The organism is Pirellulales bacterium, from assembly GCA_019694435.1.
Lineage (GTDB): Bacteria > Planctomycetota > Planctomycetia > Pirellulales > JAEUIK01 > JAIBBZ01.
Window position 1 is genome coordinate 1 of sequence record JAIBBZ010000001.1, and the last position, 22,394, is coordinate 22,394.

Annotated in this window: 15 protein-coding genes; 9 read left to right on the forward strand and 6 right to left on the reverse strand. The window is 67.0% G+C overall.

The window, feature by feature from the left end; translation table 11 throughout:
• Positions 1–1,594, reverse strand: a 1,594-nt coding sequence (locus tag K1X74_00005) for a hypothetical protein (protein ID MBX7164700.1), incomplete at its 3' end; no start/stop codon positions are given.
• A 409-nt stretch (positions 1,595–2,003) separates the two neighbouring features.
• Between K1X74_00005 and K1X74_00010 the strand changes: the two genes are divergently transcribed.
• From K1X74_00010 to K1X74_00025, 4 genes are all read left to right on the forward strand, one after another.
• Positions 2,004–3,344 (forward strand): GGDEF domain-containing protein, encoded by a 1,341-nt coding sequence (locus tag K1X74_00010; protein MBX7164701.1) that lies wholly within the window; start codon positions 2,004–2,006, stop codon positions 3,342–3,344.
• A gap of 196 nt (positions 3,345–3,540) precedes the next feature.
• Entirely contained in the window at positions 3,541–5,946 is a 2,406-nt protein-coding gene (locus tag K1X74_00015) for a response regulator (GenBank protein ID MBX7164702.1), read from the forward strand.
• Positions 5,943–7,205, forward strand: coding sequence for a response regulator (locus tag K1X74_00020; GenBank protein ID MBX7164703.1), 1,263 nt, complete (start codon positions 5,943–5,945; stop codon positions 7,203–7,205). The genes K1X74_00015 and K1X74_00020 overlap by 4 nt, the downstream gene beginning before the upstream one ends.
• A 93-nt stretch (positions 7,206–7,298) precedes the next feature.
• Positions 7,299–8,759, forward strand: coding sequence for a DUF1501 domain-containing protein (locus K1X74_00025; protein MBX7164704.1), 1,461 nt, complete (start codon positions 7,299–7,301; stop codon positions 8,757–8,759).
• 32 nt (positions 8,760–8,791) lie between these two features.
• On the opposite strand, the gene K1X74_00030 is transcribed toward K1X74_00025, so the two are convergent.
• Genes K1X74_00030 through K1X74_00045 form a run of 4 tightly spaced genes read right to left on the reverse strand, consistent with a single transcriptional unit; the run spans position 8,792 to position 13,324 of the window.
• Complete coding sequence (locus K1X74_00030) at positions 8,792–10,054, reverse strand: MFS transporter (protein MBX7164705.1); 1,263 nt, start codon at positions 10,052–10,054, stop codon at positions 8,792–8,794.
• The gene (locus K1X74_00035; GenBank protein MBX7164706.1) at positions 10,051–11,172 is read right to left on the reverse strand and encodes an oligogalacturonate lyase family protein; all 1,122 of its coding nucleotides are present in this window, start codon (positions 11,170–11,172) and stop codon (positions 10,051–10,053) included. Before K1X74_00035 ends, K1X74_00030 begins: the two co-directional genes overlap by 4 nt.
• Positions 11,173–11,210: 38 nt before the next feature.
• Positions 11,211–12,179, reverse strand: coding sequence for a dihydrodipicolinate synthase family protein (locus K1X74_00040; protein MBX7164707.1), 969 nt, complete (start codon positions 12,177–12,179; stop codon positions 11,211–11,213).
• A 29-nt stretch (positions 12,180–12,208) separates the two neighbouring features.
• On the reverse strand, positions 12,209–13,324 hold the full coding sequence (locus K1X74_00045) for an amidohydrolase family protein (protein ID MBX7164708.1): 1,116 nt from the start codon (positions 13,322–13,324) through the stop codon (positions 12,209–12,211).
• Positions 13,325–13,452: 128 nt separating this feature from the next.
• On the opposite strand from K1X74_00045, the gene K1X74_00050 reads away from it, so the two are divergent.
• From K1X74_00050 to K1X74_00070, 5 genes are all read left to right on the forward strand, one after another.
• Positions 13,453–15,834 carry a DUF1553 domain-containing protein gene (locus K1X74_00050; GenBank protein ID MBX7164709.1) on the forward strand — a complete coding sequence of 794 codons (2,382 nt, stop codon included), beginning with the start codon at positions 13,453–13,455 and terminating at the stop codon, positions 15,832–15,834.
• A gap of 2 nt (positions 15,835–15,836) precedes the next feature.
• On the forward strand, positions 15,837–17,285 hold the full coding sequence (locus K1X74_00055; GenBank protein ID MBX7164710.1) for a DUF1501 domain-containing protein: 1,449 nt from the start codon (positions 15,837–15,839) through the stop codon (positions 17,283–17,285).
• Between the two features lie 112 nt (positions 17,286–17,397).
• Positions 17,398–19,065, forward strand: coding sequence for an FAD-binding oxidoreductase (locus K1X74_00060; protein ID MBX7164711.1), 1,668 nt, complete (start codon positions 17,398–17,400; stop codon positions 19,063–19,065).
• On the forward strand, positions 19,062–20,612 hold the full coding sequence (locus K1X74_00065) for a glycerol-3-phosphate dehydrogenase/oxidase (protein ID MBX7164712.1): 1,551 nt from the start codon (positions 19,062–19,064) through the stop codon (positions 20,610–20,612). The genes K1X74_00060 and K1X74_00065 overlap by 4 nt, the downstream gene beginning before the upstream one ends.
• The gene (locus K1X74_00070; protein MBX7164713.1) at positions 20,609–21,523 is read left to right on the forward strand and encodes a hypothetical protein; all 915 of its coding nucleotides are present in this window, start codon (positions 20,609–20,611) and stop codon (positions 21,521–21,523) included. Before K1X74_00065 ends, K1X74_00070 begins: the two co-directional genes overlap by 4 nt.
• A 24-nt stretch (positions 21,524–21,547) precedes the next feature.
• Here the strand turns inward: K1X74_00070 and K1X74_00075 are convergent, their stop codons facing one another.
• On the reverse strand, positions 21,548–22,312 hold the full coding sequence (locus tag K1X74_00075; GenBank protein MBX7164714.1) for a carboxypeptidase-like regulatory domain-containing protein: 765 nt from the start codon (positions 22,310–22,312) through the stop codon (positions 21,548–21,550).
• Between the last annotated feature and the right edge of the window lie 82 nt (positions 22,313–22,394).

Here is a 22,394-nt window from a genome sequence, read left to right on the forward strand (position 1 = left end):
CACCGGCGTTCGTCGTCAGGCTCGTCAGCGCGGTGTTGCCGCCCACCACGCCGCCGAATGTCGTCGCGCCGGTCGTGTTCACCGTCAGATCAAAAGCGCCGTTGACCGTGCTGGCCAGCGTGATGGCTACATTGCCTGTACTGGCGAGAATGATATTCGCCGCAAGCGTCACCGCGTCGTTGTAGGTTTGCGCGCCGGTCGTCGTGACATTGCCGGCCAGGCTCGTCGTGCCGCCAGCGTTCGTCGTCAGGCTCGTCAAGGCGCTCGTGCCGCCCACCACGCCGCCGAACGTCGTCGCGCCGGTCGTGTTCACCGTCAGATCGAAAGCGCCGTTCACCGTACTCGCGAGCGTGATGGCCGCGTTGCCCGTGCTCGCGAGGATCGCGTTACCCGTCAGAGTGACCGCGTCGTTGTAGGTTTGCGCGCCGGTGGTCGTCACATTGCCGGCCAGGCTTGTCGTGCCACCGGCGTTCGTCGTCAGGCTCGTCAAGGCGCTCGTGCCGCCTACCACGCCTCCAAAGGCTGTCGTGCCCGTCGTGTTGACCGTCAAACCGAAAGCGCCATTCACCGTGCTGGCCAGCGTAATGGCCGCGTTGCCCGTGCTCGCCAACACTGTGTTGCCCGCCAGCGTCACGGCGTCGTTGTACGTTTGCGCGCCAGTCGTTGTGACGTTGCCGGCGAGACTCGTCGTGCCACCGGCGCTGGTCGCCAGGCTTGTCAGCGCGGTACCGCCGCCCACCACGCCGCCGAATGTCGTCGCGCCGGTCGTGTTCACCGTCAAACCGAAGGCGCCGTTGACCGTGCTGGCAAAGTCGATCGTGGCATTGCCGGTGCTTGTCAGGATCGCGTTACCCGTCAGCGTCACGGCGTCGTTGTACGTTTGCGCGCCGGACGTCGTGACGTTGCCGGCCAGGCTCGTCGTGCCACCGGCGTTCGTCGTCAGGCTCGCTAGTGCGCTCGTACCACCTACCACGCCGCCGAACGTCGTCGCGCCGGTCGCATTGACGGTCAGCGACCGCGCCGTAGCGTCCGAGTTGACAGCAAGGTTAAAGCTCGCGGCCGCGGCAGAAACCACCGTATCGGCCTTCAATTGCACCGCGGCGTCGTACGTCTGATTGCCTGTGGTCGCCAGCGCCGGACCCAGCAAGATCAGGTCGCCGGCGTCGAGGCCGGCATTCACGCCCAGCGTGGTCAGCGCTGTAAACGAGGCAGGCGCGACCCCGGTGAGGTCGATTTGATTCGCGAAGCCGAGTGCGAAACCGCCAAACTGGATCGCGGTGAGTGTGTTGGCAGCCGCGACACCGCTGAGAGGATCGGCACCGTTGATCTTCACGTTGCCCGCCGCCACGGTCACGGCGATGTTGTCGGCGGCATCGCTGGAGATCGAAAGCAGGCCGGCCGCAACCTGCGCCGTCACGGCCAGCAGGTCGCGCCGCTCGAGCGCATCGAGATGCAGCCGCGTGAACCGCTCCGGGCCGCTCCCGAGGATTCCGTTGCGCTCGCGCGGCCCGAACCTGCGGTGCGCGCTACGACGGCGCGCGGCGTTCCGACCCGATTGAAAATGCGGTAACCATCTCGAAGCGATCGAGCACACGGCACGGGCCCTCAGGCGACATCCGAGGGCTGCGCCGTCAGGGCAGAGACCCGGCGTGCCGACAGGAATTTCAACGGCGCAACGTGGGACGGGCCGGGGAGTTCCGTCTGGCCACCGTGCTCGAATACGGTCCACTCGCGGCAAGCGCCAGGCTAAATAGAGGTCTGCCAGCGGTCAAGAAAGTGGGCAATTTGCGCGCATTTTTCCGGCTAATCCGGCCTTAAGGCCCTTCGATTCGGCAGGAACCATCGTCCCACGAAGCCCAACCCAAAACCCGATCGGTTCGATGGTCGACAAGGTGCATTTGCGAGCTAGCTTTTCGAGAGACGCCCCCCGCCAGACTGACGCGCACCAGTGACGTAGAGTTTCGATGAATTTACCGCGAATGTTGTTTGCAGTGGCTCCTGCCATGAACGTCGCAATCTTGGTCATGCTCGCCCTGATCGGGGTGGCTGAGTTCGCGCTAGGCGTGCTTGCCGGCCGGCTATGGGCGGCCAGCCGCGGCCCACTCGAACCCACCCCTGCTCCGCTGCCGCCGGCGACACTGCCGGCGGTGCGTCCCGAGCGTGCGCCGGTCGCGGCCGTCGCCGCGGCCCCTGCCGCATCCAGCCCCGAGCTGACGGTGCAGGTGGCACAGCATATCCAGGACATCGGCAGCTTGATGCAGTCGGACATCACCCGGCACGCGGAAAGCGTCCAGGAGTTCAGCAACCGTTTGGAACAAAGCTCGCGCGGCAGTGCGGCCGATTCGCACGACCCGGCCTTGATCGAGGCGGTAAAAGAAATGGTCGCGGCCAACTCTGCGCTTCAGCAGCGGCTGCGCGACGCCGAGGAAAAGCTCTCAAAGCAGGCCGAACAACTCAAAGTCAACGAGACGGCTGCACGGACCGATGGTCTGACGGCAATTGCCAACCGCCGCGCGTTCGAAGAACACCTGGCCAAGTGCCGTCTGCGCTGGACGGAACGCAGCATCCCGACGACCTTGATGATGATCGACGTCGATCACTTCAAGAAGTTCAACGATACGCACGGCCATCTCGCCGGCGATGCCGTGCTCAAACAAGTGGCCAAGACCCTGGCCGGCAGCGTCCGCGATGGCGACTTCGCGGCCCGCTATGGCGGCGAGGAGTTCGCGGTTCTGTTCGGCGCGACGGAGATGATCGACATCGGCATGGCGGCCGATCGGATTCGTCAAGCCATCGAGGCCATGGAGATCGAGTTCGCGGAGAAGCGACTCAAGGTGACGATCAGTTGCGGGCTGGCCGAGACCGCCGGCGATGAATCGACTCAGAACCTGATTTCGCGGGCCGACAAGGCGTTGTACGCTGCCAAACAGAACGGCCGCAATCGCGTCTACTGCGAGCATCGCGACACGACGTATGCCCTGGTCATGCAGACACCGAAAGAAGCGCACTCGGGCGAAGAGGACCCCTCGGAACTCGACCGCCGGCGGATTCAGCGGCGGCTCCGGATCGGGCCCTTGACCGACGGCAATTTGCCGGCTTCGAACGAGTTCTTCCCGGTGATGTGCCGCGATATCACGCCAACGGGGCTGTGTTTCTACCTGGAGCAAGAGCCCCTGTTCACGTCGCTGGTCATCGAGATGAACGAGGGCGAGGAACTGGTGCCCGTGCTGGCCGACCTGGTGGACGTGCGAGCGGCCGACACCTACGGCGGCGGCTACCAGTGCAAGTGCCGCTTCCATCAGCCCACGGCGTGTGCCGACGAAGCCGCCCTGGCGACCGTCTGAGCGGGGCCTGTCGCGGGGGTAGTCGTTTCAACCCCTATCATCGCTACCCGCGGCGCGACTCTTGTCGCACTGCACTCCGCTCGACCAATTGTTCGCCGGGCGTGCGAGCTACGTTTGAGGGTCCGCAGGCGATCCGTCGCGCGCTAGGCGTTGGCGATGTTGCGCCGGACATCCACCAATCCCCGCCTCGCTGGTCATGCACCGTCGCTCGATCAAAACCAAGCTGATTCTCCTGGCAACGATCTCAGGCATCGCCGCGGTGGCCGTAGCGTCGACCAGCTTCGTGCTCAATGACCTCGTCCAGTTGCGCGAAAGCAAATGGGCGCAACTCCGCGCCACGGCCGCCATCCTCGCCGCCAACGCGGCACCGGCGCTCGAAGCTCAAGACACGCAGGCCGCGCATCAATTGCTGCGGTCCCTGGCTTCCCAGCCCTGCATCGAATCCGCGGCGCTGTACGACGAACAACACCGTCTGTGGGTGTCGCTTCCCTTCAACGGCCAGGCGGCGACCGAGTCGGAGCCAACGCTCGACAACGAATCGCTCGGCGAGCGCACGACCAGCACCGGCGATTACGTCATTCACTATCCTGTAGCCGTTCGCGGCGCGCGGCTCGGCACCCTCGGCATTCGCGCCAATTCCCGAGACGTCGCCAAGCATCTGGCCGAATACCTGACCCTGGCGATGATCGTGGCGATTTGTTCGGCGTTGTTGTCGGTGCACCTGGCGATCATCCTGCAGCGCCGGCTGGCCGAGCCGATCGTCCGCCTCGCGGCGTTTGCCCACCAGATCGCCTGCCGGGGCGATTACTCGGTCCGCATCGAGTACGCCGGCAACGACGAGATCGGCGATCTGTATGGAGCCTTCGACAGCCTGCTCGAAAAAGTCGAGGCCTCGGAAACGGCGTTGCTCTTGGCGCAGTCCCAGTTGGCTGATCGCGTCGGCGAGCGCACCAACCAGTTGCTCGAAGAGATGGATCAGCGGCGGCGCGTGCAGACCGAGCTGGTCGCGGCCCAGAACGAAACCGAGGTCGCGCAACGCGTCAAGCAGAACTTTCTGGCCGAAAAGAGCTTTGAAATCCGCACCCCGCTCAACGCCCTGGTCGGCTTCAGCGACTTGCTGAGCCGCGGCGAGGTGCGCGACGAACACGAACGGCAAAACTATACCGACATCGTGGCCACAAGTGCCCGAAACCTGGCCACGCTGTTGAACGACTTGCTCGACTTGTCGGAGGTCGCCGGGGGGCAGCTCCGGGTCGAAAGGCAACCCTGTTCGCCGGCCGAAGTGATCGCCGAGGTCGTTTCGCTGTTGCAACCTGCAGCCCTGGAAGCAGGACTGACGCTCGACTCCGTCTGGCAGGAACACCTGCCCGAATCGATCGTCACCGATCGGGCACGGCTGCGCCAGGCATTGCTGAGCGTGGTGGGCTATTGCCTGCGGCACGCACGGCGCGGGCGCGTCCAGTTGGTGGCCCGTGCGGGCGACATCGAAGGACACTCGCGCCTGCAGGTGCGGCTGACGGCCCCGCTGGAACATCGCTCGGTGGCGCACGATACGGCGGCGCCGCCGGCCCGCGGAACGAAGGGTTCGCAGGCCGTCGACTTGCGTTACAGCTGCGACCTGGGAATGGCGACGGCCTGTCGCATTGCCCGGGCCCTCGGCGGCGACCTGGTCTGCGACGATTCGGGGGGGAACAACCGCGCGTTCGTGCTGACCGTCGACGCCGGAACGATCTCTTCACGGATCGCGCTCGAGTCACCGTCGGGCGACATCGTCGCGGCCGCCCCGCAACCGCCCACGCGCCCAAACCTGCAGGGTGCCCGGATTCTGGTGGCCGACGACGGCGACGCTAACCGGCGTTTGATCCAGGTCTTGCTCACGCGCGCGGGGGCCAAGGTCGCGGTGGCGGCCGATGGGCAACAGGCCGTCGAGCTGGCACTGGCTGAGGCGCACGACCTGATCCTGATGGACATGCAGATGCCCGTGCTCGACGGCTACGATGCGACCGCCAAGCTTCGTCAGGCGGGCATCGCCACGCCGATCGTGGCGCTGACCGCGCATGCCTTGCAAAGCGACGAGGCCAAGTGCCGCGCGGCGGGCTGCTCCGACTATCTCACCAAGCCGATCGAACCCCAGCGGCTGCTGGAACAAGTCGACCGACTGCTTAGCCGGAGTCCCGAGCCCGCGGCTTCTGCACCGCAGGCTTTGCCGACGTGCAGCGTCGAGCTGCCGGCCATGTCGGCCGCCGGGCCGTTGCGGTCGAGCTTGCCGCAAGATGACCAGGAATTCCGGGAGATCGTCGGCGAGTTTGTCGACCGTTTCAACCAACGGCTCGGCGAGATGCGCGATGTGCTGGGGACCGGCGATCTTCATCGACTCGGCGAATTGGCGCATTGGTTGAAGGGCTGCGGAGGCACGGCGGGGTTTGCACAGCTCAGCGACGTGGCGAGCGAATTGCTGTCTGCCTCGCGCGACAGCAACGCCTCGCAAGCCGATCGCGTTTTGAACGAACTGGAAGTCCTGGCAACGCGGATCGAATCGCCGCAAGTGGCGCCGCCGATTGCCGACGCTTCTGACACTCGCGGGGGGGGCACCCTGCCATGAATCGCGACACATCCATTCTTGGACTCAGCCATCAAGAGGTGGCTTCGCGCGCCGAGGATCGCCTGGAAGGGACGATCCGCGCGATCTCGCAGGCTCTGCTGGCCGACCAGGAAGAAAGCGGGAACATCGCGCACGACTGGGCGCCGGCGAGCATGCAGCTGCTGATCATCGATGACGAACCGCTGAATATTCGCGTCCTGCAGCGCTACTTGCAGGAGCTGAGCTACACCAACGTGCGCGGCCTGACCGATTCGACCCAAGCGCTCGATTCCATCCGCGAGCATCGGCCCGACGTCGTGCTCCTCGACCTGCACATGCCCAAGGTCACCGGCGACGAGATCCTGGCCGAGCTCCGGTGCGACGCGGCGTTTCAGTACCTGCCGGTGATCGTGATCACTGCGGCAATCGACCGGCAAACGCGGCTGAAGATTCTTGAACTGGGCGCCACCGACTTCCTGCACAAGCCAATCGACTCGAGCGAACTGGCGCTGCGGGTCCGCAATGCCGGCATGGTCAAGCGCTACCACGACGGCATTCGCGGCTACGCCGAGCGGCTCGAATCGGGGCTGCGGCTTCGCGCGGCCGAACTCGAGGCCTCGCGCCGGGAAATCATCTGCTGCCTGGCCCGGGCCGGCGAATTCCGCGACAACGACACGGGTAACCACGTCCTGCGAGTGGGCCGCTACGCGGGCCTCGTGGCGTCGGCCATGCGGCAGGGTCCGCGGTTCGTCGAGATGATCGAACTCGCGGCCCAATTGCACGACATCGGCAAGATCGGCATTCCCGACGAGATCCTGCGCAGGCCCGGCGCGCTGAGCCCCGATGAAATCGAAACCATGCGGCAACACGTGATCTACGGTCAGAAGATCATCAATCCTTACGAACGCGCGCACAAGGAAGCGTCCGAGACGTCCGAGCCGTCGTTCGAGCGTCAGCTGGCCAACCCGGGACGATCGGAACTGATCCAGATGGCGTCGCGGATTGCGATGACCCACCACGAGAAATGGGACGGAACCGGCTATCCGATGGGGCTGTCCGGCGAGCAAATTCCCCTCGAAGGCCGGATTACGGCCGTGGCCGACGTCTTCGATGCCCTGAGCAGCCGGCGGCCCTACAAACCGCCCATCCCCTTCGAACGCTGCCTGGAAATCATCGCCAGCGAGAGCGGCAAGCACTTCGATCCGCGCGTGGCCGAGGCGTTTCTCTCGCAGCGCGAAGCCGTGCGGGCCATTCAAACCCAGTACTCCGACGGCGACTGACGCGTCCCAGCCCAGTTGGGCCGCGCTGGACTTGGGCCAAATCGGGACGCTAATCTAAGGGCGTTTCCGGCGGCGAGGCGCGGCGGCCTACCGATGTGTCGGTGCCCCCGCTTTGCCGCGCCGCCTCTTTCGTGCCTGGGCAAGCTGGCCATGCTGCGGATTACCGGCACCCCGTCGACGCTCTGCGATCGCGTCTCGCGACGTGAACTGTTGCGCGTCGGCGCCTTGGGCACGCTCGGGGTGTCGCTGGCCGACCTGTTGCGCCAACCCCAGCTCGCGCAGGCAACCAACACCGCCGCACCACGCGCCCGGTCGTGCATCGTGCTGTTCTTGATGGGCGGCCCGCCGCAGCATTCGACCTGGGACCCCAAGCCGCAGGCACCGGCCGAAGTCCGTGGCGAATTCGCACCGATCGCGACCACCGTACCCGGCATGTCGATCGGCGAGCTGCTGCCGCAGACCGCCAAGGTCGCCGAGCGGTTGTGCCTGCTGCGCGCCGTGCGGACCGGCGACAACGCTCATTCGTCGAGCGGCTATTACATGATGACGGGCGTGCCGCATCAGCCGAAGAATTTCGAGAACGCCAATCCGGGCGCACCGAACAACTGGCCCCATCTGGCGGCCATCGTCCGGCGGCTGTCGCCCGCCGACTCGGCCTTTCCGGCCACCGTGCGGCTGCCGCATCACATCTTCAATACCGACGGCTCGGTCTGGCCCGGCCAGGACGCCGGATTCCTGGGCCGGACGCACGACCCCTGGCTGCTGCGCTGCCAGCCGGCCGATGCCGATTTTCGCGTGCCCGAAGTTTCGTTGCCTGCCGAGCTGTCGCTGGCGCGGATGTCCGGGCGCCGGGCCTTGCTCGCGCAGATCGAACAGCTCGACCGTGCGGCGCAAGGCGCGACGTCGCTGCTGCCGACCTACGATGCCGCCACGCGGCAGGCGTTGGATCTGGTCACCTCGCCCGAGTGCCGTGGCGCGTTCCGCCTCGAGGACGAGCCCGCCGAGCGGCGCGAGCGTTACGGTCGCACACAATTCGGGCAGAGCGTGCTGCTGGCCCGGCGGCTGATCGACGCCGGCACGCGGCTCGTGCAAGTCAATTGGTTCCGCAGCCCCGACGAACCGGCCGATGCCCCTTGTTGGGATTCGCACGTCGGCGAGGCCAGACGGCTGCGCACGGCGCTGCTGCCGCCGTTCGATCAGACGTTCTCCGCGCTAATCGAAGACTTGCAGGACACGGGCAAGCTCGACGAGACGCTGATCGTCGTGGCCTCGGAATTCGGCCGCAGCCCCCGGATCAACGCCCAGGGCGGCCGCGATCACTGGGGCAGCGTGTTTTCCGTCGCGCTGGCCGGCGGCGGTATCCGGGGTGGCACGATCTACGGGGCCTCGGACGCCCTCGGCGGCGAGCCGCACACTGGCCTGGTGCGGCCCGAGGACCTGCTCGCGACCATCTTCCATTGCCTGGGGCTCGAACCGGAAACGATTCTGCACGACCCGCTTAACCGGCCGTTTCCGATTGCCCGTGGACAGATCCTGCACGACGTGCTGATCTGAGCACCGGCCGCGCTGCATCGCCCGCGCGGCCGCTACTCGTCCATCGTCTTGGCCGTCGTGTCCGGGGCCCAGGCGATTGCCAGCAACCCCAGCGCGTAAACGAACGAACCCGCCGCACCGACGCGGCCATAGTCGCCGCCCAGCAGGCCGAACAAGCTGCCGGCCGCGAGCACGCCCAGGGCCGTGGCAAACCGGCCCAAGTTCATCGCCAGACCGCTCCCCGCGGCGCGTACCCGAAGCGGAAACAACTCGGGCAAATACAACGGCAGCCAGCCGAAGAACAACGTCGCGACGAAGCCCTGTGCGCAGACGACGTAGAGAAACAGCGGACGCAAAGGCGCCGTCCATTGGAACATCGCCCAAGTCAACGTGGCCGCGCCGACGCTGATCAAGCAATAGGCCTTTCGGCGACCGAACCGCGCCGCCAGCGGTGCGCCGACAAAGCTGCCCACCACGGCTCCCACGGCCCACCAGCCCTGGGTCGTCGACTTGTAATCGGGTCGCTGGGCAGCCTCGCCTACCACATCGGCCCAGGGCATGATCCATTTGCTCGCTGCCCACGCGCCCACCAGGGGAATCGAGGCCAGCACGATGCCGACGATTGTCGCGCGGCGCAACTCGGGGCGGAACAACTCGCTTGCGCGCCCCGTGGCCGGCGTGGCCGAAGCTTGCGCCGCGAGCCACAGCGGCGACTCGGGCAGGGCCACGAGTACCAACAGGCCGAGCATGGCCGGTACGGCCGCCAGGTAAAAGATCCAATGCCAACTTTCGGGAGTCAGCGGCCAGACGCGTGTCAGTTGAGACAACAGCAGCACGCCGATATTGATCCCGGCGCCCAGCACGCCCGATACGAACGGTCGCGAGGCGTTCGACCAACATTCGGCCACCAAGGCCACGCCGTTGGGCCACATCCCGCCGACGCCCAACCCGACAAGAAACCGCAAGGCGAGCATCTCCATCGGTGTGCGCACCCAGGCGCCCAGCCCCGCGAAGAGCGAATAGCAAAGAATGCTCACGCCCATGGCGCGCGTACGGCCGATGCGATCGCCGAGACTGCCCAAGGCAATGCCCCCCACCGCCGCGCCGAGCATCAATGCGGCCGTATACCAGGCAAACCAGAGACCGCCGAGCTGCTCGGTAAATCCGTCGCCCAAGAGCGACCGGGTCACGCTCAACGAGGCCACGGGCATGAGCCCCAGTTCGACGCCATCGAACACCAGGCCTGCAAAGGCCGCCGCCAAGACCGCCAGGCGGGCACCGGCCGACAACGGCATGCTGACCGACGAAGTGCTCACGCCTGCTCCTCGCCCGTCACGGCGTCCTGGAGCAAGACCTCGTAGACCTGCGCGTGACCGCTGACGTCGGACGTAAAGACGACGCGCGACCCGTCCGGCGAAAAGTTCGGGTGGGGGTGCGTGTGTTGCGGCGCATAGACGGCCACGGGCCCGTCGTCGTAGGGGCAGTGGTCCGTATGCCAATGCTCGCCGGCGTTGCTCGCACGGGTCAAACACAACGGGCGGGACTGGCCGCCTCCGGCGCGCGGGTCGAACAACTGCAGCCCCCGGTCGGGCCAATTCGTATCGCACACCATCCACCGCCCGTCGCGCGACACGGCCGCATGCCAGGCGTTGAAGGTGCAGACCGTGCGCACCGCGCCGTGAAGCACGTCGATGCCCAACATGCCGTGCGGCCAATCGACCGTCAGCAGCTCGAGTGCCAGCGGGTTCCACACCTCGTGGACAATCCATTGCTTGTGCGCCGCGTCGCGCTCGTAAATCAGGCGATGATCGGTGCCATCGCGGCGTACGACCCACAGCCGGTTCGTGTACGGACCTGCATAGCGCAGCCAGGTATTGTCGCGCGGGTGAAACTCGGGATGCCCGATCGAATCGCGTTCGACGAGCGTCGTGGCATGGCCCGTCGAGGTGTCGAGCACGAACAGCCGCGCCGTGGCGCCGACCTTGACCGGAATCGCCCAGTAGCGGTCGTCGTGGCTGAGCGAGGTCGTGCCCATCGCGTCGCCGACCATGCCCGGCGGCACCATCGGCACGTCGCCGAAACGGGCGAGGCACTCTTCGCGCTGGTCGTCGCAGCGCACGCGCCAGGCGCCGCAACCGGCCGTGAAGTAGACGTATTGCCCGTCGTGCGCCGGGTGAATCGACCACTCGTTCAGATCGGCGCGGTCGGTCAATTGGACCAGGCGGCCCGTCGCGCGTTCTTCGACGAAGATCTGCGGAGTGCCGGTCCGATGCGAGACGAACACGAGCCATCGCAGCGCGTCGTCGTAGGCGGGCAGATAATAGAACGGATGGTGATGGATGGCCGGAAAGCTCGTGACCCGGCGCACGCGGGCACCGGTCGCAGGATCGCGCTCGAGGCCGCCTTCGGCGGGGTACACGCGCCCCTTGCTCATGCCGACGACCCGTAGCTGGCGGAAGGTGTTCGCACGCCTCACAGCTCCCGGCAGGCAAATCCCAGACGCACCAGTTCGGTACGCAGCGCGGCCACCCCGGCGGGCGACAAGGGGCGCACCGGCCGCCGAAAGTGCGGGCTGGGAAACCGATTCATCAGCCAGCGGGCCACCTTCATGCGCTGATGCGCGCCGCAGCCCGGCTCGCCGAAGTTGTAGATCAGCCGCGCCAGCGGCGCAACGAGCGCTTGCGCCTCTTTGGCTGCGGTCAGGTTGCCGTCGAGCGCCGCGTGGACAATCCGGATCATCAGCTCAGGCGCAAAACCGGCGAAGCCGATCAGGGCCCCGTCACAGCCCTCGATCAGGCTGGGCAGCAAGAACTCGTCGTGGCAGGTGATGATCGACACGTGGGGCGCCGCGGCCTTGAGTTGTTCGTAGTCGTAGAGCCACCGCGCCATGTCGCGGGTGCCCATCTTGATCACCTTCAATTGCGGCAACTTGACCATCTCGCGCATCTCGGCGAGCGAATAGCCGGCCTTGGTCCAGGCCGGGTACTGGTGCAGCACGATGTCGATGCCGGCGCCCACGGCCACGTCGGTGACGAATCCGACGGCCGTCTCCAGGCTACGGCCAAAGCGGAGCCAGTGATGCGGCGGCATCAGCAAGATCGCATCGGCGCCGGCCTCCTTGGCGGCCCGGGCATGGTCGATCGCCTCGAGACTGCCTTCGGCCGAGACCCCGGAGATCACCTGGCAGCGCCGGCCCGTCCGGCGGTTGGCGGCGGCCACGGCATCGGCGCAGATCTGCGTGACCCGCGCGCGCTCGGCCGTGCGCAGCGACATGATCTCGCCGGTGTGGCCGTTGCAAGTCAGGCCTTCGACGCCTGGGACCAGGGCCAGCTCGGTGAAGTAGTCCTTCAGGCCCTGTTCGTCGATCGACTCGTCGGCGTGAAACGCGCACAGCGTTGCCGGAAACACACCCGTCCAGGGCCGCTCGCGCCACGTGCTCATGGATGCCGCACCTTTGCCTAGGGATGACCTTATGCCGCGTCGAGACCGAACAAGCGCCGGGCATTGCCGGCAAGGATCTTCGCCTCGTCGGCCGCCGGCAAGCCCAAGCTCCGCAGACCGTCGAGAATCAGCCGCGGCTCGACCCACGGATGATCGCTGGCAAACAGCAGCCGGTCCGGTCCCGAGAAATCGTAAGCGAACCGCATCGCCAACGGCAGCGGCGAGACGACGTCGAGCCAGACTTGCTTCAGGTATTCGCTGGGCGCCTTGGTCAGGTACTTTGGACCGCGCTTCAGCACCTGCGTTTGATGGTCGAGCCGCCCGATGATGTAGGGCAACGTGCCGCCCAGGTGCGGACAGACGAGCTTCAAGCCGGGAAACTCGTCGAGAATGCCCGCCATGATGATCCGCGTCAGCGCGATCGTGTTGTCGAACATATTGCCCAGCGAACTGGTCATCTCGTAGCCCTTGACCACGTCGGTTGTCAACGGCTTGGCCGGGTGCAACAGGATCGGTAAATCGAGTTCGACGGCCCGGGCAAACAACGGGCGAAACTCCGCCTCGTCGACAAACCGTCCGGCGAGATTCGTGTAGAGCAGGATTCCGCGCAGGCCGAGGTCCTCGCGGCAGCGCCGCAACTCGACGAGCGCCGCGTCCATCGTCAACAACGGCAGCACGCATAGCCCGATGAAGCGCCGCGGATGCCGCCGCACCACGCCTGCGGTGAAGTCATTGAGCAGCCGCGCCACTGCGGGGGCTTCGTCGCCGAACCACTCGGGCCCGGGATCGTTGGGGCTCAACGCGGTCAGTTCGATGCCGGCGGCATCCATGGCCGCGAGCTTGAGGTCGACGTCGAGATACGCCGGCGGAATCTTGCGCAGCCAATCGCCCATCCGCAGATAGCGCACGCCGTCGCGCGTGAAAACCACCGGATCGGCCTGGCGCCGCTCCATCCGCGCCACGAGCTCGGCGCAGAACAAATGGCTTTGACAATCGACGATGCCCGACGGCGGCCGGGCCGCGTCGGCCGGCTCGGCCTGTGGCTCGGCTGCGCTGGCGATGCCCGGCAGCGCCGCCAGCGCCGAAGTGGCCGCCAGAAAATCGCGGCGCGAGGCCCGCGCCGCCAGTTCTTCGAAAGGTCTCATCGCAGGGCAACTTCCCACTTCGGGTGCGACCGTTTGTTGCTCGAGTCTGCCGCCTGTGCTTGTACCGCCGACGGCGAGCAAAGACAATGTTTTGGAAGAGAACTCTGTGCACCTGGGCCGGACGTGTCATGACCTTGCGCTGTTGCTGGATGCTGCTCGTGTTGTTGCTAGCGCGTCAGGCGCCGGCTGCGGCGCCCGACGAGGTGCAGTTCAACCGCGACATCCGGCCGCTGCTGTCGAAAAACTGTTTCGCCTGCCACGGCCCCGACGAACATGCGCGCGAGGCCGAGTTGCGGCTCGATCGCCGCGAGGGACTCTTCGGCCAGGACGGCACAGGCGCGGCGATCGTCGCGGCGGGCGACCCCGCGGCCAGCATCCTGTACCAACGCATCACCGCGACCGACGACGCCGAGCGGATGCCGCCGTCGGGCAAGCACCACCCCCTCGACGCCGATCAGATCGACCGCGTCCGGCGCTGGATCGAACAAGGCGCCGCGTGGCAATCGCACTGGTCGTTCGAGCCGCCGACGCGGCCGCAATTGCCCGAGGTGAGCGACGCCCCGTGGTGCCGCACGCCGATCGATCGCTTCGTCCTGGCGCGCTTGGAGCGCGAGTCGTTGCGACCCTCGCCGCCGACCGACCCGGTGACGCTGCTGCGGCGCTTGTCCTTCGATCTGACCGGGCTGCCCCCGACCCGTGCCGAGGTCGAACAGTTTGTCGCGGCCACGGCGACCGACGGCGAGGCCGCGTATCAAGCCGCCGTCGAGCGGTTGTTGGCCTCGCCGCATTACGGCGAACGCATGGCCGTCGCCTGGCTCGACCTGGTGCGCTATGCCGACTCGTGCGGCTACCACAGCGACGTGCCCGTGCCGATCTCGCCCTATCGCGATTATGTGATCGGTGCCTTCAATGACAATCTGCCCTTCGATCGCTTCACGCGCGAGCAACTGGCCGGCGACCTGGTGCCCGAGCCGACGCTCGCCACGCGCGTCGCGTCGGGCTACAACCGGCTGGCCAAGACGACCGAGGAAGGCGGCGCGCAGGCCGGCGAATACCTGGCCAAGGGCGTGGCCGATCGCGTGCGAACCACGGCCGGCGTGTGGCTCGGGCTGACGTTCGGCTGCGCCGAGTGTCACGACCACAAGTACGATCCCGTAACCACTCGCGACTTCTACAGCCTCGGCGCCTTCTTCGCCGACATCAAAGAGCAAGGCGTCTACAGCGCCGGCGGGCGCGATCCCGAGATGCCGGTGCCCACGCCCGAGCAGGCCGACCGGCTCGCGTCGATCGACGCGCAGCTCGGCGAGCTCGAACAGCAGCTTGCGGCCATTCCGTCCGACGACGACACGCGTCAGGCAGAGCGTAACGAGCTTCAGTCGAAAATCGAACAGACACAAAAAGACCGCAAGCAGCTCGACCGGCAGATCGAGCGCACGATGGTCACCGTCGCGCAGGTGCCGCGCGAGATGCGCATCTTGCCGCGCGGCAATTGGCTCGATTCGAGCGGTCCGGTCGTCGAACCTGCCTTGCCGGCGTTTCTGGCGTCGCAGGCGCACGAGTCGCGGCTGACGCGTCTCGACCTGGCCCAATGGCTCACCGGCTCCGAGAATCCGCTGACGGCCCGCGTGCACGTCAATCGCTTGTGGAAGATGTTCTTCGGCGCCGGCCTGGCGCGCACGCTCGACGACGTCGGCGCCCAGGGCGAAACGCCGTCCCATCCCGAGCTGCTCGATTGGCTGGCGATCGAGTTCCACGAGAGCGGCTGGGACACCAAGCGGCTGGTGCGGTTGCTGGTCACGTCGAGCGTCTATCGCCAGTCGTCGGCCGCTTCGGCCGAGCTGCTGGCGCGCGATCCGCAGAACCGCCTGTTGGCGCGGCAATCGAGCTGGCGGCTCGAGGCCGAGTTCGTGCGCGATCAGGCCCTGCAGACCAGCGGCCTGCTGGTCGATCGGATCGGCGGCCCCAGCGTCAAACCTTACCAGCCCCAGGGCTATTGGGACTTTCTCAACTTCCCGCCGCGCAAATGGCGCGCCGACGAAGGCGAGGGCCAATACCGCCGCGGCCTGTACACCCACTGGCAACGGACTTTCTTGCACCCCAGCCTGCTCGCGTTCGACGCGCCCAGCCGCGAAGAGTGCACCGCGCAGCGCGCCCCGTCGAACACGCCCAAAGCCGCGCTGGCTCTGTTGAACGATCCGACGTTCGTCGAATGCGCACGCGCGTTCGCCGCGCGGGCACTGCGCGAGACGCAGGCCGGCGACGGCGAGCGCATCGCCTGGGCCTGGCGCGAGGCGCTATCGCGCCCGCCGCTGGCCGAAGAAGCCGCCGTGCTCGGCGAGCTGCTCGCGGCCGAGCGCCTGCGTTACGCCGGCGACGAGACTGCCGCGCGTCAATTGCTGGCCGTGGGACAGGCGCCCTTGCCCGACGACCTGCCCCCGGTCGAGCTGGCCGCATGGACCGAAGTGGCCCGGGCCATCTTGAATCTGCACGAAAGCGTGTCGAGGAACTGACGATGGCGCAGCACAAACTTGCTCCGTTCACCGCACTGCAGCGCCGCGCGTTTCTGGGCCGGGCTTCGCTGGGATTGGGCGGACTGGCGCTGGCCGGGCTTTGCGGCGAGTTGCGCGCCGCCGGCGCGGAGCCGCTCGGCGTGCAACCGGCCGTCGCCGGGCTGCCGCACTTTCCGCCGCGCATCAAGCGGGTAATCTTCTTGTGCATGGCCGGCGGGCCGTCGCAACTCGAGTCGTTCGATCCGAAGCCCAAGCTGGCGGCGATGCACGGCCAGGCCATGCCCGAGTCGTTCACCGCCGGCCAGCCGATTGCGCAACTGCAAGGTCAGAAGCTCGTCTGCCAGGCGCCGATGTTCGGCTTCGAGCGGTATGGCGAGTCGGGTCTGGAGATTTCGGCCGAATTGCCCCATATCGGGAGCATTGCCGACCAGATCTGCGTGATCCGCTCGATGCACACCGATCAGATCAATCACGACCCGGCCCATACCGTGATGAACACGGGCACCTCGATCTCGGGCCGGCCCAGTATGGGCGCGTGGATCCAATATGGTCTGGGCAGTCCCGCGGCCGACCTGCCCGGCTTTGTCGTGCTGACGAGCATCAGCAAAGACGGCCGCAACCCGCAGCCGATCGCCACGCGGCAATGGCACAGCGGTTTTCTGCCCAGCCGTTACCAGGGCGTGGCCTTCTCGTCACAAGGCGACGCGGTGCATTACCTCGGCAATCCACCGGGCGTGACGCACGAGCAACAGGGGCGACTGATCGGCGCGGTCAACCGGCTCGACGCGCTGCGCAATGCGGCCGCGCCGAACCCGGAGGTCGATACGCGGATTGCCCAATACGAGCTGGCTTTCCGCATGCAGACCAGCGTCCCGGAGCTGATGGACATCGCCGACGAGCCGCAGCACGTGCTCGACTTGTACGGCGCCTCGGGCGCCGACGGGTCGTTCGCCTACAACTGCCTGTTGGCGCGCCGGTTGGCCGAACGCGGCGTGCGATTCATTCAGCTCTACCACCGCGATTGGGACCACCACAACGACCTCGTGCGGTTCTTCAAGGTCTGCAGCCGCGACTGCGATCGCGGCACGGCCGCACTGGTCCAAGACCTGCAGGCGCGGGGCATGCTCGACGAAACGCTGATCGTCTGGGGAGGCGAATTCGGCCGCACGCCGATGGCCCAATCGAACAAGGGCGACGTCGGCCGCGACCATCACATGCGGGCCTTCAGCATGTTCCTCTGCGGCGGCGGCGTGCGCGGCGGCCTGGCCTACGGCGGTACCGACGAGCTGGGGTACAGCGCCGTTGAGAACCCCGTCCACGTGCATGACCTGCACGCGACGATGCTCCACCTGCTGGGCATCGACCACCTGCGGCTGACCTATTTCTATCAGGGCCGCGATTTCCGCCTGACCGACGTGGCTGGCGAAGTCATTCGACCGATTCTGGCGTAACCGGGCGGCTCGAACCGTACAGCCAGCGCCCGTTCGCGTATCGCCCGGCGAATGGGTACGCTGGGAAGCCGGTTGCCTTCTCGGTCGTTTCGCTTCTCGTGCCGGTTGCTTCATGTCCGCCGCCGCTGATCGACGTTTCAAGATGAAATGGTGGGGTTGGGGCGACGAGCACCATCGGTTCGATCTCTCGCACGCCGCCGCAGGGCTCGAGTACCTCGGCGACCGCCTGGGCATCCGCGAACTCGCGCCCGCCTTTGCGGCCCGGATGGAAGACGTCGCCTTGCCCGACAGCCAGGCCAGTGCCGCACTGTTGGCGGCGCTGGCCGAGATCGTCGGTCCGGAAAACTGCCGGACCGACCATCGCGAGCGGCTGTTGCACTCGGCCGGCAAGGGCTACCACGACCTCGTGCAACTGCGCCGGCTGCGTTTGCCCGAGGCGGTCGATGCCGTCGTCTATCCGCGCAGCGAGGCCGACGTGATGGCCGTGCTCGCGCTGGCCCAGCAACAGCAGGTTGCCGTCGTACCGTTTGGCGGGGGGACCAGCGTGGTCAGCGGACTGGCGCCGCTGCGCGGCGCGCAACGGGCCGTGATCTCGCTCGACCTGGCGCTGTTGAATCGCGTGCTCGACGTCGATCTCGTGTCGCAGACGGCCACGGTCGAGGCGGGCATCTTTGGCCCCGACCTCGAGGCGCAGCTCCGCGCCCGGGGCTTGATGCTGGGGCATTATCCGCAGTCGTTCGAGTACTCGACGCTGGGCGGCTGGCTGGCGACGCGCTCCAGCGGGCAGAACTGCCTGCGCTACGGCGGGATCGAAAAGCTCGTCGAGTGCCTGCGGGCGGTCACGCCGGCCGGTACGGTCGAAACCCTGCGCGTGCCGCGCCGCGGCGACGGGCCCGACGTCACGCAAATGCTCGTCGGCTCCGAAGGCACCTTGGGCGTCATCACGCAGGCCACCGTGCGGCTGCGGCTCGTGCCGGACGAGCGGGACTATTTCATGTTCGCCTTCAAGCGCTTCGATGCGGCGCTCGAAGCGAGCCGCACGCTGCTGCAGTCGGGCATCAGCCCGGCGCTGCTGCGCATCTCCGACGAAGAAGAGACGGCCGGAACGCTGGCCCTGGGCCAATCGACCGCCACGGGCATCAAGGCCTTGCAGCGCCGCCTGGCGAAACAGTACTTGCAGGCAGCCGGATTTTTTCCGCCTAACCTGGCCGTGCTGCTGGTGGGCCTCGAAGGCACGCGCGCTCAAAACCGGGCCGCGGCCAAGCAAGTCAAGCGGCACCTCAAGACGTGCGAGTGCCGCTCGTTGGGGCGCGCACCGGGGCGGCGCTGGCTGCAGACGCGTTTCGAGCTGCCTTATCTGCGCGACGAGCTGCTGGACAATCACCTGTTGATCGACACGCTCGAAACGGCCACCACCTGGTCGCGCGTCGACGGCCTGTACCGCGCCGTGCGCGACGCACTGCAGCGTGCCGCCGACACGGAGGGCGAGCCGCTGGTCGTGTTTTGCCACGCCTCGCACTTGTATGCCGACGGTGCCTCGCTCTACTTCACCCTGTTGGGTCGGCAGAAGGCCGCCGACCCGATCGCCCAATGGCGCAATATCAAGCGCGCCGCCAACGAGGCGATTCGCGCCCAGGGCGCCGTGATCAGCCATCACCACGGGGTCGGCATCGAGCATCGCGACTACACCGGTTGGGGCGAGACCGAGCGGCTGATGCTCCGCCAATTGAAAACGGCCCTCGATCCCGAGGGGATCATGAACCCGGAGAAGCTGCTGTGACGCCCCGGCGCGAGGCGATTTACGGCCGTTTCGCCACTCAATCCTACGACGTGCTCGTCATTGGCGGCGGCATCACCGGCGCGGGCATCGTGCGCGACGCGACGCTGCGCGGCCTGAGCTGCGCCTTGATCGACAAGGGCGACTTTGCCTCGGGCACCAGCTCGAAATCGGGCAAGCTGATTCACGGCGGCCTGCGCTACCTGAAGCATCTGCACGTGCGGCTGGTGTTCGAAGCCTGCCGCGAGCGCTGGTGGCTGCTGACGCGCGTCGCCCCGCACCTGGTGCGGCCCGTGCGGTTCGTGGTGCCGTTCAACAAGCGCAGCCGCACGAAGCGCTGGCAGATGGCGCTGGGCCTGGTGTTGTACGACCTGTTGGCCATGTTTCGCCGTAGCGAGCCGTTTCGTTTCTTGTCGGCAGCCGAATTGGCCGCGACCGAACCGGCGTTGCAATTGGCCGATTGCACCGGCGGCTTGTCGTATTTCGACTGCCAGGCGCTCGACACCCGGCTCGTGATCGACACGCTCAAATCGGCCGCCGCGTCCGGCGCCGACGTCCTCAATTATGCCGAGCTCGTGAGCGTCGAGCACCGCGACGGCCTGTGGCGCGCGACGCTCCGCGACGCGCTCGACGGCCGGGTCCGGACCGTCGCCGCCCGCACCGTGGTCAATGCCTCGGGACCCTGGGCCGATGAAGTCCAGGCTCGGCTCGCATCCGGCGAGCGGTTCAATCTCAAGATCACCTCCGGCGTGCATCTGGTCATTGCCCGTGAGCGCTTGCCGGTGCGCAACACACTGGCGCTGGAGGTCGAGCGCGACGGGCGCATGATCTACGTCGTGCCCTGGGGCGACTATGTCCTGGTCGGCACGACCGACGTTTACTATCCCGGCCCCCAAGACGCGGCGACCGTCGGCCAGGCTGCCGTCGCATACCTGCTCGAGACGCTCCAACGGCATTTCCCCGCGCGGCAGCTCACCCGGGCCGACGTCGCCCACGCGTTCGTCGGGCTCCGCCCCTTGATCGGTAGTGACCAGGGCCAGCGCGAAGAAGATCTGCCACGGGACGATTGCGCGCTGGTCGACGAACAAGGACGTGTCTCGATCACCGGTGGCAAGCTGACGACCTATCGCGCCATGAGCGAGCGCGTGGTCGATCTACTGGTCTGCCGGTTCTTTCGCGACCGCGCCCTGGGCCCTTGCCGGACGCTCGAACCGATCTCGGGCGGCGCCCCGCGCTGTCCCGGTACTGCCTCGCCGCGGTTGCGCGAGCTGTGGTCACGCTGGGGGAGCAATGCCGCGACGATCGAGCACCTGATCGCCACCACACCTGAGTTGGGCAAACGTATCGACCCCTGCGCGCCGTACCTGTGGGCCGAGGCGGAATACGCTCTGCAGCACGAGTTCGTTGAACGACTCGACGACCTGGTCGACCGGCGGTTCGGCGCGTTCGTGCTCGCCCCCGAAGCGCGGCTTCGCGAGGCGATCGGAGCCCGCTTCAACCTCGGGACGTGCGAGCAACAGACCGACGCGCCGGCGGAGGCGACGCCATGAAGCGCGTGTTCATGCTCAATCCGCAGGCCGGTGGCGGCGCTGCGCAGCGGCGGCTGGCAGAGCTCGAAGCCTGGTTCCGCCAGCGCACCGGTACGTTCGATGCCGAATTGTGCCTCGGGCGGGACGATACGATTCGCCGGACGCGCGAGGCCCTCCGGGCCGGGGCCGACCAGATCATCGCCGTCGGCGGCGACGGAACGGTGAATGCCGTGGCCAATGGTTTCTTCGCCGACGGGCAAGCGATCCGGCCCGAGGCCGTGCTGGCCGTGGCCCGCGTGGGTACCGGCAGTGATTTCTTTCGCACGATTTCCGGTACCCGGCCGATCGACTGGCGCGAGATCGTCCTCGAGGGGCTGCCACGGGCAGTCGACATCGGGCTCTCGCGCCGGCTCGACCCGGCGGCCCCCTGCCCCCGCTATTTCGTCAACATCGCCAGCTTCGGCATGAGCGCCGAGATCGTGGCCGACAAAGAGCGCTTGCCGCGGTGGCTGCCGCGTTCGCTCTGCTACCTGGTACCGACGATTACCAACTGCTTCAAAGGTCACACGTGGAACGTGCGGCTCGAACTCGACGGCAAGTTGCTCGAGCGCCGTACGGTGACCCTGATGGCCGGCAAGGGCGTGTATGCCGGCGGCGGGATGCGCTTTGGGGGCCTGGTCGCGCCCGACGACGGCTGGTTCGAGGTGACCGTCTTTGGCCCGATGCCGGTGGCCCGCATGCTGCTCAAGACACCCAAGCTCTACCGGGGCGACTTCGAGGGCGAACCGGCGATCGAGAAGCTGCGCGCGCGGCGCGTCGTGTTGCGCGCCGAGCCGCAATTGCCTTCGGAATGCGACGGCGAGCTGTTCGGCACGGCCGATTGGGAACTTGAGCTGTTGCCCCGGGCGCTGCGCGTCAGTTGGCCGTCGTAGCGCGGCCGCGCCGCACGTTGCAGACTATTTGCCGCCCATCCATTCGACGGTCACGCTCCACTTTTCGGTCGACTGCTCATCGAAGCGAATTTCGACTTGACCGTGCTTCGGAGTTCGCCCCGGAAGTCGAAGTAGCGCAACTTCGTCCATCGCTGTGGTGCGAAACAGCGTCAAGAAGTAATCGAAGCCCGGCACGTCGGGAAATTCAAACGCACCGTCGGCATTGGTTTGCGTCGTCGCCAGAATGCTCGACGCGGGCGGCAAATGTGAACCGGTCAGCGATAAGCGGCGCTGCGCCAGCGGTTTGCCTGCGGCGTCGAGCAATCGCCCGCGCAGCGTGTGTGCCCGCAGAAGGACGAAATCGACCTCGGCCTCCTCGCCCGGCAGCACGACCGTGGCCTGCCAGATCTTCGGCACGTTGCTCGGATCGCTGGCCATGCCCAGGTCGCCGTGGCGGCACAGGTTCTGTTCGTAATATCCGGGTGCGTGCACGCTGACGACCGCGGCGAGATGCCAATGGTCCGAAAAGATCCGCATGCCCGGCGCAAACTTGATCCGATAACGCCCCTCGGCGTCGGTCTGGGCTGAGCCGGTCGTGAACAAGGTGCCGAGTCCCGATTGCACGACCACCGTGGCGCCCTCGAACGGCCGGCCATCGGCGTGCGTCACACGGCCGGCAACCGCCCAGGGCCCCGTAACGCTCGGCGGAGCTTCAGCCCGCAGCAGGACGGTCGACGTGGCCAGGGTGATCGTCGCGGCGCAAGCCGCGAGCCGTCGTTGCGTCAGCATATCCCTGCTCCGCAAAGTGGTTGGTGTGCGCAGAATCTCTGGGGGTCGGCCCCCTGCCCCGTGTTCGACGCGCGGCTGCGGA

What these genes read in the sequence shown, in the direction of transcription:
- K1X74_00010 (MBX7164701.1), top strand. Translation starts at nt 2,004, where the DNA reads ATGAACGTCGCAATCTTGGTCATGCTCGCCCTGATCGGGGTGGCTGAG.
- K1X74_00015 (MBX7164702.1), top strand. Translation starts at nt 3,541, where the DNA reads ATGCACCGTCGCTCGATCAAAACCAAGCTGATTCTCCTGGCAACGATC.
- K1X74_00020 (MBX7164703.1), top strand. Translation starts at nt 5,943, where the DNA reads ATGAATCGCGACACATCCATTCTTGGACTCAGCCATCAAGAGGTGGCT.
- K1X74_00025 (MBX7164704.1), top strand. Translation starts at nt 7,299, where the DNA reads ATGTGTCGGTGCCCCCGCTTTGCCGCGCCGCCTCTTTCGTGCCTGGGC.
- K1X74_00035 (MBX7164706.1), bottom strand. Translation starts at nt 11,172, where the DNA reads ATGAGCAAGGGGCGCGTGTACCCCGCCGAAGGCGGCCTCGAGCGCGAT.
- K1X74_00040 (MBX7164707.1), bottom strand. Translation starts at nt 12,179, where the DNA reads ATGAGCACGTGGCGCGAGCGGCCCTGGACGGGTGTGTTTCCGGCAACG.
- K1X74_00045 (MBX7164708.1), bottom strand. Translation starts at nt 13,324, where the DNA reads ATGAGACCTTTCGAAGAACTGGCGGCGCGGGCCTCGCGCCGCGATTTT.
- K1X74_00050 (MBX7164709.1), top strand. Translation starts at nt 13,453, where the DNA reads ATGACCTTGCGCTGTTGCTGGATGCTGCTCGTGTTGTTGCTAGCGCGT.
- K1X74_00055 (MBX7164710.1), top strand. Translation starts at nt 15,837, where the DNA reads ATGGCGCAGCACAAACTTGCTCCGTTCACCGCACTGCAGCGCCGCGCG.
- K1X74_00060 (MBX7164711.1), top strand. Translation starts at nt 17,398, where the DNA reads ATGTCCGCCGCCGCTGATCGACGTTTCAAGATGAAATGGTGGGGTTGG.
- K1X74_00070 (MBX7164713.1), top strand. Translation starts at nt 20,609, where the DNA reads ATGAAGCGCGTGTTCATGCTCAATCCGCAGGCCGGTGGCGGCGCTGCG.
- K1X74_00075 (MBX7164714.1), bottom strand. Translation starts at nt 22,312, where the DNA reads ATGCTGACGCAACGACGGCTCGCGGCTTGCGCCGCGACGATCACCCTG.